The following is a 12,137-nucleotide window of genomic DNA, read 5'->3' on the forward strand; positions in this document are numbered from 1 at the left end:
GCTTGGGACGAGCCAAGTTTGTTTTATATCAGAGCCTCATCCAATTATAGAGCCAGCAATATGGCCAGAATGGTTATAAAACCTAAACCCCAAGTCATTCTTTTTGAATCCGCTGATGAAGTGGTGGCCAAGCTGCCAGATGAAGTGGAGGTCAAGCTGTTATTAGATATCGTGTTGCTTCTAAAAGCCCTATCGGTAATAAAAGCAGAGGTCGTAGCGACTGTCGGGCAGACTGCTGATTCAAAGAAGAAACGACCTTCGAAGTTGGTCAGTCCGTCACAGGCCGTGGCAGACGAGTTAATGGCCGTCCAGGTATTTAGAATCTGGCTGATGGTATAGGGAATGGTTGTTGGCACGGAAACGCTTGAGCCAGCCGATGGCATGGCAACCGTTGAACTTGGTGTTGACATGTCATTGGGTGGAGTCGTCGGTTTTTTGCACTTACTTCCCAGTCGTAATGGATCATCAGCTTTCAGGCTGAAGTGTTGTTGCAGTTGTTGCCATGGACTGGTGGCTTGCAGTTGGTTACAGGCCAGGGCCAGCTTAAGAGGGGGGCTGACGTTTATAGCGGGCGCTGTTACCCGGATCCGGTTGCCTGCCAGGTTAAAGAGAGGAGGCTCTGCATTGGCATCGGTATGACCTATAAGAGTAAAGCCTCCCACCCGGGGCGATCGTTGGGCACGAGCGTCGCGAAGTGTGTTAGTAACGCCATCATTGATAATGTCTACGGTATTTCTGAAGATATCCAGATGGGTTCCGGACCCGAGAGTAAATTCACCTGCCTCTGCCATTCTGCCCCGGAATCTATTATCAGTAACAGTGATTCTCTGTAACTGGTTCCTGATAGCAGGAAGATTTACAAATATCCCATCTTCGGGCATATAGTTCAGGTACCAGGTCTTGATGAGGTAACCCCTGACCGTGTTATTGGCAAACTGCAGGCCCGGGCCAGGACGATCAAGATCGGCCGTTGCATCCAGTGGTTCTTTGCAATCAAGATTAATTGCGGACCTCTTGGGAAGATGGAATATGTTGTCTTCTACAATCAGTCTCCGGTTGTAACATTCTGCGAAAACAATAGAGTCAGGTATGGGGTGGGCAGCGTCTGGGTGACCAGCTGTGTATCCAAGTGGCCGGAAAGTAAGGTGTCTGATATGGCTGTCTCTTTTTTCTCCAAACCGGAAATTTTTAGTGGTTCCTACCTTGACCATGTAGAAGTCTCCGTGACCTCTGAACTTGATAACGATTTCAAAACCGTCATCAGCGGCTCCAATAATGCTCTGGCCATCCTTTAAAACTATCGGATCTTTCAAAAGGTACTCAACCGGGTTTCTACCTCTGACAGGAACCGTTTTGGAAGAGAGCAGTATCACCGTATTTTCAGGAGCCTGATGGATCAATTCATCTAAATTTTCTTTCTGGTTGGCACTGAGAACAAGACACTGTCGTCCGTGAACAAGCTCTCTATACTGGTTTAGCCGTCGCTGAACACCCGCCGTTTGTCCTGTGAGAGAGTCGCACGACACCGGGGCAGGCATAGTCGCCGACTGAGCCTGTAAACACAGAGCGTGCAACAAGAATAGCGGGGCGACAAACAGGGTCAGATAAAGCTGCAGGCTACTCACATTCTGGATTCCATAGAAAAGTGAATAGGAAGCCTAGACGTTGCGTTTATGCTTAGCCACCTGAAAGCCGGGTCGTTCAGAGGGTGTCAGTTATATTCCTCCAGCCCCAACAGTTTTTTACCCAGCTCAGTGAGCCGGGCGGGCTCTCCCGGTTCCGGATCTTGTTGATAGTTTAGGCCCCGCCACTTTTCTGGTGCTCTTTTTTCCTGCCAGAGTTGTATGCGCTCTTCAGCCGTTTCTTCCAGGCCTGCCGGAAACATTGAGATGTAGACGGCCAGTCTGGGTCTGCCCGAAACATTCAGCATGCCAGAATGGGGGAGTCCTGAGTCCCAGATAACCAGTGAACCGGCCTCGCCTTCTATAGGTTCTATCGGATATTGACTGAGTTCCTCTTCAGAGAACCAGAGACTTTCACGGTGCTTAAGAACCTCATCTTTTTTGAAAAGGCTGGGTACACAGCAGAATGCCCCCTGGTCTTTTTTGGTGTCGGTCAGATAGAGAATGCCCTGCAAGCGCAACGATGTCAGTTTTTCAGCCGGAAAGTCGAGATGGATATGACGTTTTAGCTGATCTGCTTCGGGGTCAAGAGAGGGAGGCTTGAAAGACAGTCTATCCATTCGAACCCAGAGTTTTTCAGTGCCGAGGAACTGAGAGAAGAGTGTGTGAATATTGGGATGTTGTCTTATATTCCAGAGGCTCTGGTGCTGGTGAACGGGAACAAGTCCGTTGTAACCCAGGTCTTTTTTGTACCAGCTTTCCGGCTCGCCGAGGTCAATTTCAAGAAACTGTGTGATTAAATCAATTGCGTCATCACAGAGGGGCAGGGGGATGGCATCAGGAATGACTGTGTATCCGTTCTCGTTGAGTTGGCGCCTGTTTTCCTTTGACAGAGTCAACATGCTTATGCCTCACTGATTCAGTTCAGGTGTTCTTTCAGAATAAACAGTCCTGAACTGAATAAACAGCCCTGAGCTGAATAAGCAGCCTTTGAGACTCTTTTCAGTGGATTGTTTCGTCGGCTTCTCTTTCTTCCAAACCTTCCAGCAGGGATTCGAGAACGATCTTGAGGGTATCGGTTTCTTTGTTGAGTTCATAATGGCGAACCATGGCCACCATGGCCTGCGCCATCGGATAGAGACGAAGGAAGTTTTTCAAATCGTGTGGCTGAATAGCCTGGCCGGCATTCTCGACAAAGTGATTGGCACCGGAGGCTGACCCTTTATTGGCAGATTCTACCAGAGACATAATCTGCTCGAGATCTTCCAGGTCATTAAATCCCAGAAGCATTTCAGCCAGACTCTCTTGAAGACGCGCTCTCATAGTCATTACTCCTACAGGAGTCCGCCGGAATTATGACCCGTCAGGCTCCAGGCAAGTTAATAACTTGCAGAGTAAAGACGGATTATCTTGTAACCAATTCGTATGTCTGTCGATTTTTTGCGACTTACCAGAATGTTGGTTAGCTTTTTAGTGCTTTTTCAGAGAAAAACACTTAACGAGAGCCTCTTTTTTTCAGGTGTCGAAAAGCACTGGTAGGTCAATCACTGATAAGGGTCAGCACAGAGTGATAAACATCCCGGCATGACCGAAGCGCCCTGAACCCTTATAATGGCTCTTTTCCTGTTTCCTCCTTGCCGCTCTGGTAGTAACTCCATGACGTTAAAAACTCTCCGCCTGAAGAATCGGGCTGATCGTCGATTGAAAGCTGGCCACCTCTGGATCTACAGCAACGAAGTCGATACCCGGACTTCTCCCCTGAGAGATTTCAAAACAGGGGAATTGATCAATATCGAAAGTGCTGAAGGTAAACCTCTGGGGACAGGTTATATCAACCCGAATAGTCTGATCTGTGCCCGGCTGGTCAGTCGGGACAGCAAATATGTCCTGGATCGTTCACTGCTGGTGCATCGTATTCAGGTAGCCTTGAGTCTCAGGGAGAGAGTATTCGACAAACCTTTCTACCGTCTGGTCTTTGGCGACAGCGATGGTTTGCCGGGACTGGTGGTTGATCGTTTTGGCGATATTGTTGTTGCTCAGATGTCCACTGCCGGTATGGAAACGGTCAAGGATGACATTGTTGATGCTCTGGTCAAGGTGCTCAAGCCTTCAGGTATTCTTCTGAAAAATGACGGGACTGGTCGCCAGCTGGAAAAGCTGCCTGAGTACGTAGAAGTGGCTTATGGCGAAGTGCCGGAAAAAGTGGAGCTGGAAGAGAACGGTGTAACCTTCAGGGCGCCGGTCATCAAAGGCCAGAAAACGGGCTGGTTCTACGATCATCGCCTGAACCGCGAACGTCTGCGTCACTACGTCAGCGGTAAGAAAGTACTGGATGTTTTCAGTTATGTCGGTGGCTGGGCCGTTCAATGCGCGGCCTTTGGTGCGAGTCAGGTGACCTGTGTTGATGCTTCTGAGCAGGCGGTAGAGCTGGTCCATGAGAATGCCGGGCTTAACGGCCTTGGGGATCGTGTTGAGTCTATCCGGGGGGATGCTTTCACAGTCCTGAAAGCTCTCAGGGATGAAGGTGAAAAGTTCGATGTTGTGATTGTTGATCCACCGGCCTTTATCAAGAAACGCAAGGACACCAAAGCGGGTGAACAGGCCTATCGCCGGATTAATGAGCTGGCCATGAGGTTGCTGGAAAAGGATGGCATTCTGGTGTCCTGTTCCTGCTCCATGCATCTTCAGAAAGATTCACTGTTCGATGCCCTGAGAGCGGGCAGCCGCTATATTGACCGTAATTTGCAAATTATCGAGCAGGGTCATCAGGGCCCCGATCATCCCGTTCTGCCTGCCATACCGGAGACGGAATACATCAAGGCCATTATTGCTCGAGTGACCCGGGCCTGATCAGAGCCGGTTAATAACCTGAACCAGTTGGTCTGCGTCTTCTTCCGTATTATAAATATGAGGTGAAAAACGCAGACCTTCGGATCTTTGATCGCAGAATATGCCAGCATGATCCATGGCTTGCATCGCTTTCTGGTTATCCTTGAATGAGATGGCCAGAGTGCCTCCTCGACGGTTTTCCTGCATTGGAGAACGAATCTCTCCCTGATTAATTTGAGCGATAATATGATTAATCAGCTTCTGGTTATGCTGAAAAATATTTTCCGTACCGATACGATCCAGAGTCCGGATACTCTCTGCGGAGACGGTAAAAGGCATAATGGAAGGGGTTCCTCCCATAAAACGCCCTGCGTCAGCCGCATAGTCAAAGTGATGAATATCAAACGCCATGGGGTTCTGATGAGAGAACCAACCGACATCCATGGGCTGACAGCATTCGATGATGTCATCACTGGCCCAGAGATAGCCGCTGCCGGGACCGCCACACAACCATTTAACACTGGAACCAATGACGAAATCGGCTTGCCAGGTATTAAGGTCAATGGGGACAACTCCGGCTGACTGGGCGATATCCACGATAGAAATTATCGACTTCTTTTTGGTCAGTCCTGTGATGTCAGCTACGGGCAAGCGCAGACTGTCATTGGACTGAACGTGAGTGATAAAAGCCAGCCAGACATCGTCGGACAGCATGTCATCCCAGCAGTTCAGGTCTGTAAGGTTCGTTTCGTGAGGTATGAAGCGGGGCTTCAGTCCAAAACGTTTACACAGGGTCTGGATCACAAACCCCATGGAAGGAAAGTCTCGTTCTGACATCAAAATATGCTGGCCAGCAGAAGCCGGTGGCAGCGAACCTACTATTTTGGTCAGTGCACTGGACAGGTTGTTTTGCGGGCAAAACTGTTGGGTTTTAGCGTTAAGCAGATTGGCCAGAGCAGCATTGAATCGGGTCAGGTTTTCGAGCCATTGTCCCCATGCGTGGCTGCCCTGATGTTTCCAGGGCTCCAGAAAATGACTCTGAAAGGCATCACTGGCGGAAGCGGGCAGACAGCCAACCGAGTGATTCAGAAGATATACGCCTCGTTCGGGCCGATGGAAACGCGCTTGAATATCAGTTGTCATGAGCGGCATTTTTGGTGTTGCCCAGGGCATCTCTTTTTACGCCGTATTCTCCGCCCCAGGCATCGGTCATTGCGCCACGGATATCCCAGAGTTCGGGAAAAAAACGCTGTTGAATGCCTTTTTGCAGAAGTTCAACAGAGCGGCCTTTTAAGGATTTTGCACCTATGCCAATGGTTCTGTAGATCAGCTTAAGATGATGAATACGGAAAGCCTGAAACTGTTCATCAAATTCGGTGAGGGCTTCTGCCACAACATAGGCTTCGCAGTGACTGTATTGTGAGTTATAGATCTTTTCTACCGTCAGCCCTTTCTGGTCGAGGTAATGTTTTTGATAACTCTCCCAGAGGAAGGGGGGCATTTTCAGCAAGGTTCTGAATCCGGGGGATTCCTGCCCGCTGCCATTACCCAGTTGCAACCGGATTTCCTGATATTCTTTTGGCGACATGCTTTCCAGCAGACGCAGTTGGCTGGTCATCAGGGTAAGTGTCTGGTGTACTCTCTGGAACAGGCTGATAACTCGGTGAGTATTGGTCTCTTGAATGTAATCATCGATGTCCAGAAGTGTGTAACCGATCAGTTTCATCCAGAGTTCTTCGATCTGGTGAACGACCTGAAACATCAGTTCGTCTTTATTACAAAGATCAGCCATGGGCTTCTGGGCTTTCAGAATCTGTGAGGTATTGAGATAGACCTCGTAGTCCAGCTTACCTTCACCTTCCATTAATGCGTAGAAGTGGGATCTGTCCATTGTTTCTCCGCTTTTTTGATGATTGTGAGCAGAGGTCCGGGTAAGGCCAATCTGCTGCTATGGAGACACCAGCAATGAATGGAGAATTCGCTGGTACCTCATAAATAAAGCACAGAAACGGACGGTTCTTAAAGAGTAAAATAGATTTATCTGAGGCTGATGACGGGCCATCCTTTCTCATGAGCGACTGTGGTCAATTCAGGGTCAGGATCAACCGCGAACGGGTGATCTACCTGACCCAGCAAGGGCAGGTCATTTTTTGAATCACTGTAGAAGTAACTGCCTTCCAGAGAATACTCAGAGTTTTCCTGCAACCATTGCTTAAGGCGGATCACCTTTCCCTCCTGAAAAGTCGGTGTGCCGACCACTTTGCCTGTATAGCGGTTATCTTTAATCTCAAGCTCAATGGCCAGTAGCGTATCGACATCAAAGGCTTTGGCAATGGGCTCGGTAACAAATCGGCTGGTGGCGGTTATGATCATCAGGTGATCACCCTGTTGGCGGTGTTTTTTCAGGAGGTTCGCAGCTTTTTCCAGCATGATGGGGCGAATGGTCTGTTCCATGAACTGGTCATGTCGGACTTTAAGTTCGTCCAGAGTGTAACGGGTCAGTGGTTCAAGGCAAAAGTCGAGGTATTCGCTAAGTACCAACGTACCCGCTTCATACTGACGATAGAAATATTCATTGCCATCATGAAAGCTGGCTGCATCCACCATGCCTTCATGGGACATGAATTGTCCCCAGAGATAGTCACTGTCACCGGCTATCAGGGTGTTATCAAGATCAAAGATTGCCAGAGCCACAAATCCTCCTGCCAGACTGCGCTGCTATAAATGTTTGCTGATTGTACTATGAAAATCTTCTGAGAGGCTGTTCATGATTTCTTAGGAAAGCGAAAACGGCGAGAAATTGTTTCTCATGTTAATACTCTTGTCACAGTTTTGAAGAGTAATAATTGATTAATTATCAAAAGTGGCATCCTGATTGCAAATATCTTGATTGCCGTTGTGCAGCGGTTTATGAAACAATGCAAAGCAATAGATAGTTTAAGGTAGTCGCTTACGTGATTGACACAGATGGATTCAGGCCCAATGTGGGCATAATCCTCGCTAATCATCACGGACAGGTCCTGTGGGCCAGGCGAATCAGACAGGAAGCATGGCAGTTTCCCCAGGGGGGCATAAACGATGATGAAACCCCCGAAGATGCCATGTATCGCGAGCTGTATGAAGAAATTGGGCTTCAGCCGGACGACGTAAACGTTCTGGCGTGCACTCGTGGCTGGCTGCGTTATCGCCTGCCCAGAAGACTGGTTCGAAGGGATCAGCATCCGCTTTGCATTGGGCAGAAACAGAAATGGTTTTTGCTGGAGCTGCTAAGCAGTGATGACCGGGTTAGTGTGGATCATACGGGATCACCGGAGTTTGATGGCTGGCGATGGGTCAGCTACTGGTATCCCCTGGGGCAGGTCGTTTCATTTAAAAGGGAGGTCTATCGCCGTGCTTTGCGCGAGCTGGTTCCCCGAATAGGACGCCTGCAAGCTAATCAAGCTAACAATGTGTAATTGTCATGACTTTTGACACTGAGACTGTTGCCAATGCTGACATCAGCCTGAAAGGCACAGATAATATTCACTGAGGTGCTATCCTTGCACTTGCGTGATGAAAGCCTGTTTCTGACAGTCATCACACAGAAACCATTTCATGGTAAACAACAGAGACGGGCGTCTGTTATTTTTAGATAGCAGACACAGGAGACAGATAAGCAGACTGGACTAAGTCACCATGCTGAACACCCTGCGTACGATTGTACAGGAAGTCAGTGCCGCCTCGGATTTGCAGGCTGCGCTAAATATTATCGTGCGGCGGGTTCGGGATGCGATGAATACCGAAGTCTGCTCAGTCTATCTCTACGATGCTGAACAGGCTACCTATACGCTTATGGCGACAGAGGGCCTCAATAAAAAGGCTGTCGGTGTCGCTCGTTTATTCCAGTCTGAAGGTCTTATCGGTCAGGTCGGTCTCAGAGAAGAGCCCATTAATCTGAAAGCAGCTTCCTCTCATCCTAAATATCGTTACATTAAAGAAACCGGTGAAGAAAAGTTTCATGCTTTTCTTGGGGTTCCCATCATTCATCATCGGATGATTCTGGGTGTGCTGGTGGTTCAACAAAAAGAACAACGCCGGTTTGACGAGCATGAAGAGGCTTTTCTGGTCACCATGTCTGCCCAGCTTGCAGGTGTCATTGCCCATGCTGAGGCCACAGGTTCCCTGCATGTTACGGTCAATACCCGCAAGACAGCTCGCTTTCAGGGGACGCCTGGCGCGAGCGGTGTTTCCATTGGTGAAGCCGTTGTCGCTTCTCCGGTGGCGGATTTGGGGGCCGTTCCTGATCGTACCTGTCACGACATCAAAAGAGAACTGGACTCTCTGGATCTGGCTCTGGAGTCGGTTCGTTCGGAAATGAAGGCCACAGCCGAAAAACTTTCTGGCCATCTGCCGGCAGAAGAGCAAGCATTATTTGATGTCTATCTTCGGATGCTGGACGACAATGCTCTGGGGTTGGAAATCAGGAACCGGGTGAAGCAGGGTAACTGGGCACCGGGAGCGCTCAGGCAGGTAATAGACGAGCATGTACGTACTTTTGAAATGATGGACGATCCCTACATGCGTGAGCGTGCGGTTGATGTAAAAGACTTGGGTCGTCGGGTTCTTGCCAGTATCCAGCAACACGATCATGAATGCATAACCTACCCCGATCAAACCATACTGATTAGTGAAGAACTGACGGCCAGTATGCTGGCAGATGTTCCCCAGGAGAAGCTGGTGGGCCTTGTCTCTATTCAGGGTTCGAGCAATTCCCACGCGGCCATTCTGGCCAGGGCTCTGGGCATTCCTACCGTAATGGGGGCAGTCGATCTGCCCTATCACAAGATGTCCAGCAAGCAACTGATTGTCGATGGCAACCTTGGGCTGGTTTATGCCTCGCCTTCCAGAGAACTGCTGGAACACTATCAGGCCGTTGTCGAAGAAGAAAAAGAATTCAGCGAAGGGCTTGAAGCAATCAGTGACCTGCCCTGTGTTACCCCGGACAATCACCGTTTACCACTGTGGGTTAATACCGGTCTTATGACTGACACGGTTCGTTCACTGGATCGTGGAGCAGAAGGTGTCGGTCTTTATCGTACCGAAGTTCCTTTTATGCTCAAGGAACGATTCCCCAGTGAAGCAGAGCAGGAAAAAATTTATCGTCAGCAGCTTGAAGCCTTTGCCCCCAGACCAGTCACCATGCGTACGCTGGATGTGGGCGGGGACAAGGCTCTGTCTTACTTTCCCATTCAGGAAGACAACCCCTTCCTGGGGTGGCGAGGTATCCGTGTAACCCTGGATCATCCGGAAATATTTCTGGTTCAAATCCGGGCGATGCTTAAAGCCAGTGTTGGACTGGATAATCTTCGAATCATGTTGCCAATGGTGACCAGTGTTTATGAAGTAGAAGATGCACTGCATCTTATCCACAGAGCGCATGGCGAAGTGTCAGCTGAAGGTTTATCGGTTGTGATGCCTCCCGTCGGAGTTATGATTGAGGTTCCTGCTGCGGTCTATCAGGTCCGTGAACTGGCGCAGAGTGTAGACTTCATGTCGATCGGTTCCAATGATCTCACGCAATATCTTCTGGCAGTGGATCGAAATAATCCCAGGGTGGCTGACTTATATCACTCTTTCCATCCGGCTGTTTTGCAGGCGCTTCGAAAAGTGGTCGAAGATTGTCATAAAGAAGGCCGAACCGTCGGTATTTGTGGTGAAATGGCCGGTGATCCAGTCGCTTCTGTTCTTCTTATGGCCATGGGGTTTGACATGCTTTCCATGAGTGCCACCAACTTGCTCAAGGTGAAATGGGCGCTTAGGAAAATCACTCTGGAAAGAGCCAGAGAGATTCTTGATGACGTGATGATGCTGGACAATTCTCATTTGATCAGGAGTTCGCTGGAGTTGGCTCTTTGTCGTGAGGGACTTGGTAAAGTCATGGGTATCAAAAGCAAGCGCTTCTCCAGCCAGGAGCCTGACCGAGAATAGACTGCCCTACGCGGCAACTGCTCCTGCATTGCTCTAGCTCCTGCATCCATGCAGTCGTGCGGCGGCAGCAAATTGGTCTGAAAATCCGCTTTTGTTCGTCAAATAGCTCGCTATTCTCCTCACAAAACCGAATTTTCATCCTCAATTTTCTGCCGTCCTCGCTACGGGGTCGCCTAGACGGGCGCTGTTCTCGGTCAGGCTCCTAGTAGTGCAGACCTTCCATGGTCTGAGTCGCTGACAGAAGATCCTGAGCTTTGAAAAGGATAACACGACAGAAACTTTGTATCAGAGCTAGGATTTCTTCTCGGAAGTGTCAGCTTTGATTCCATAGACCACCACATTGGATGAGTGATCGAGGGGAGCCTGAATATAAAGTACAATTTTTTTAATAGAGCGGCCATGGTCAGGAATCGGGAATCCGCGTGTTTCCAGTCCTGGCAGCACTAACTTCTGGACACTCAGGTCAATCACTTGTCCGTCACTCATATGCACCTTGGCAGAACGAATCTTCAAGCTGCCCTGAGTGATATGAAATTTGATGGTTTTGTAGGAAGTATCTTCGTCTGCAGAAGATATTTTGATGGTTGCCGTGTCTTGAGAAGGGATTATATGCTTTTCGCCAATTTGCTGCCAACCTCCAGCGGCTTGCAGGGTCATGGAGAACAACAGCACCAGCGCGGCCAGCAGGGACTGATAAAGTCGGATCAGAGCTTGTGATCTCATCGTTTTACCTCAACAGGATACCCCGTATTTCTAGTGCGGGGTTCAGTGACTTCGTATTGACTGCGAAAACGTGCACTTTTCGGAAGATGCTGAAAGCGATGTTTCAGACCTTCTAATAGGAATAGAGACAAACTACATGCTATGAAAGTTAGCTGCTTTTGGCTGCTTTGTGGTCTTTTTTTAGGTCGACCAATCAGGTGGCTGGCTACCATGACACTGGAAATGACATTGAGAACCGGAGTTTTTTTCCAGTTTCTCCGTAGGGCAGATAGATTTGCTCGGTCCAGCTGAGGGAACCCTGTTTGTCGAGAATCAGGACACTGGTGTTTCGGGTTCCATAATGTTCACTGGCCATAAAGCAGCTGGATAGAAACTTTTCCTGCTCCTGGCTTACACCGGTATCGGGAAGTTGGTCATCGGGCGCTTTTGAACTGTCGTGCATCATAAAAATCAAGCCTTCAGGTTCGGGTTTCTGATGATGCTTGACATGCAGCGCCAGTCCCTGCCTGACTTTCTCCAGCTTGGGCCAGGGGCTGTTCAAGAGGTGATTGCTAAGGGCATGGAAGCCAGGCTTCAGTGAAACAACACGACCCATACGATTGGAGTAGTAGTAAAGACCGCTGGAATCACCGACCAACAGGTTAAAGCCGGAGTAATGATCCGCTTTAAGATGAATCTGGTTCAGGAATTCTTTGGGTGACAGATCACTATTTAAAAAATCACTTACCAGGTGACCACGGGACAGGGTTCCCGGGTAAACAGGCGATTCCCGATAGTTGGTGACTGCGGCCATTCTGCCTTTGCGACTCAGGGCCAGCCAGCTGCCTCCAGCTTCTAAATCCCGGCCACCAAAAATCTCCGGATTGTCTTCCCAGAAGTGAATGGTTCTTGCTGGCCGCTCATAGAACTCATCGCGGTTGGCGGCCAGAATCAGCGGGTACTGAGCCTCTGGTTGCCAGTGCAGGGTAATCAGACACATAGATTGAGATCATCTCT

At 49.2% G+C, this 12,137-nt stretch carries 11 protein-coding genes; 3 read left to right on the top strand and 8 right to left on the bottom strand.

Annotated elements, in window-relative coordinates; translation table 11 throughout:
• Positions 1–44: 44 nt before the first annotated feature.
• The 3 genes from ACOJUN_RS09915 to ACOJUN_RS09925 form a co-directional block, all read right to left on the bottom strand.
• The gene (locus ACOJUN_RS09915; protein ID WP_422136468.1) at positions 45–1,625 is read right to left on the bottom strand and encodes a hypothetical protein; all 1,581 of its coding nucleotides are present in this window, start codon (positions 1,623–1,625) and stop codon (positions 45–47) included.
• 86 nt (positions 1,626–1,711) lie between these two features.
• Positions 1,712–2,524: a phytanoyl-CoA dioxygenase family protein gene (locus tag ACOJUN_RS09920; RefSeq protein WP_422136469.1), complete on the bottom strand. Its 813-nt coding sequence runs from the start codon at positions 2,522–2,524 to the stop codon at positions 1,712–1,714.
• A 100-nt stretch (positions 2,525–2,624) separates the two neighbouring features.
• Positions 2,625–2,945, bottom strand: a complete 321-nt coding sequence (locus ACOJUN_RS09925) for a hypothetical protein (RefSeq protein ID WP_422136470.1) — start codon at positions 2,943–2,945, stop codon at positions 2,625–2,627.
• A 333-nt stretch (positions 2,946–3,278) separates the two neighbouring features.
• Between ACOJUN_RS09925 and ACOJUN_RS09930 the strand changes: the two genes are divergently transcribed.
• Positions 3,279–4,472 (top strand): class I SAM-dependent rRNA methyltransferase, encoded by a 1,194-nt coding sequence (locus ACOJUN_RS09930; RefSeq protein WP_422136471.1) that lies wholly within the window; start codon positions 3,279–3,281, stop codon positions 4,470–4,472.
• On the opposite strand, the gene ACOJUN_RS09935 is transcribed toward ACOJUN_RS09930, so the two are convergent.
• From ACOJUN_RS09935 to ACOJUN_RS09945, 3 genes are all read right to left on the bottom strand, one after another.
• Positions 4,473–5,594 (bottom strand): aminotransferase class V-fold PLP-dependent enzyme, encoded by a 1,122-nt coding sequence (locus tag ACOJUN_RS09935; RefSeq protein WP_422136472.1) that lies wholly within the window; start codon positions 5,592–5,594, stop codon positions 4,473–4,475.
• Positions 5,584–6,342, bottom strand: a complete 759-nt coding sequence (locus ACOJUN_RS09940; RefSeq protein ID WP_422136473.1) for a tryptophan 2,3-dioxygenase family protein — start codon at positions 6,340–6,342, stop codon at positions 5,584–5,586. The genes ACOJUN_RS09935 and ACOJUN_RS09940 overlap by 11 nt, the downstream gene beginning before the upstream one ends.
• 146 nt (positions 6,343–6,488) lie before the next feature.
• Positions 6,489–7,145 (bottom strand): HAD family hydrolase, encoded by a 657-nt coding sequence (locus ACOJUN_RS09945; protein ID WP_422136474.1) that lies wholly within the window; start codon positions 7,143–7,145, stop codon positions 6,489–6,491.
• Positions 7,146–7,405: 260 nt separating this feature from the next.
• Here ACOJUN_RS09945 and rppH point away from each other — a divergent pair, with 260 nt between their 5' ends.
• Positions 7,406–7,906, top strand: coding sequence for an RNA pyrophosphohydrolase (gene rppH, locus ACOJUN_RS09950; protein WP_422136475.1), 501 nt, complete (start codon positions 7,406–7,408; stop codon positions 7,904–7,906).
• A gap of 220 nt (positions 7,907–8,126) precedes the next feature.
• Positions 8,127–10,418 (top strand): phosphoenolpyruvate--protein phosphotransferase, encoded by a 2,292-nt coding sequence (gene ptsP, locus ACOJUN_RS09955; RefSeq protein ID WP_422136476.1) that lies wholly within the window; start codon positions 8,127–8,129, stop codon positions 10,416–10,418.
• 291 nt (positions 10,419–10,709) lie between these two features.
• Here ptsP and ACOJUN_RS09960 read toward each other — a convergent pair whose 3' ends face one another.
• Positions 10,710–11,141, bottom strand: coding sequence for a hypothetical protein (locus ACOJUN_RS09960; protein WP_422136477.1), 432 nt, complete (start codon positions 11,139–11,141; stop codon positions 10,710–10,712).
• 205 nt (positions 11,142–11,346) lie between these two features.
• Entirely contained in the window at positions 11,347–12,120 is a 774-nt protein-coding gene (locus ACOJUN_RS09965; protein WP_422136478.1) for an NRDE family protein, read from the bottom strand.
• Positions 12,121–12,137 lie beyond the last annotated feature (17 nt).

It is taken from the genome of Endozoicomonas sp. ALD040 (genome assembly GCF_049275945.1).
Classification (GTDB): Bacteria; Pseudomonadota; Gammaproteobacteria; order Pseudomonadales; family Endozoicomonadaceae; genus Endozoicomonas_A.

Excerpts from the sequence above, each read along its gene's own strand:
- ACOJUN_RS09920 (WP_422136469.1), bottom strand. The coding sequence starts at position 2,524 with ATGTTGACTCTGTCAAAGGAAAACAGGCGCCAACTCAACGAGAACGGA.
- ACOJUN_RS09925 (WP_422136470.1), bottom strand. The coding sequence starts at position 2,945 with ATGAGAGCGCGTCTTCAAGAGAGTCTGGCTGAAATGCTTCTGGGATTT.
- ACOJUN_RS09930 (WP_422136471.1), top strand. The coding sequence starts at position 3,279 with ATGACGTTAAAAACTCTCCGCCTGAAGAATCGGGCTGATCGTCGATTG.
- ACOJUN_RS09935 (WP_422136472.1), bottom strand. The coding sequence starts at position 5,594 with ATGACAACTGATATTCAAGCGCGTTTCCATCGGCCCGAACGAGGCGTA.
- ACOJUN_RS09940 (WP_422136473.1), bottom strand. The coding sequence starts at position 6,342 with ATGGACAGATCCCACTTCTACGCATTAATGGAAGGTGAAGGTAAGCTG.
- ptsP (WP_422136476.1), top strand. The coding sequence starts at position 8,127 with ATGCTGAACACCCTGCGTACGATTGTACAGGAAGTCAGTGCCGCCTCG.
- ACOJUN_RS09960 (WP_422136477.1), bottom strand. The coding sequence starts at position 11,141 with ATGAGATCACAAGCTCTGATCCGACTTTATCAGTCCCTGCTGGCCGCG.
- ACOJUN_RS09965 (WP_422136478.1), bottom strand. The coding sequence starts at position 12,120 with ATGTGTCTGATTACCCTGCACTGGCAACCAGAGGCTCAGTACCCGCTG.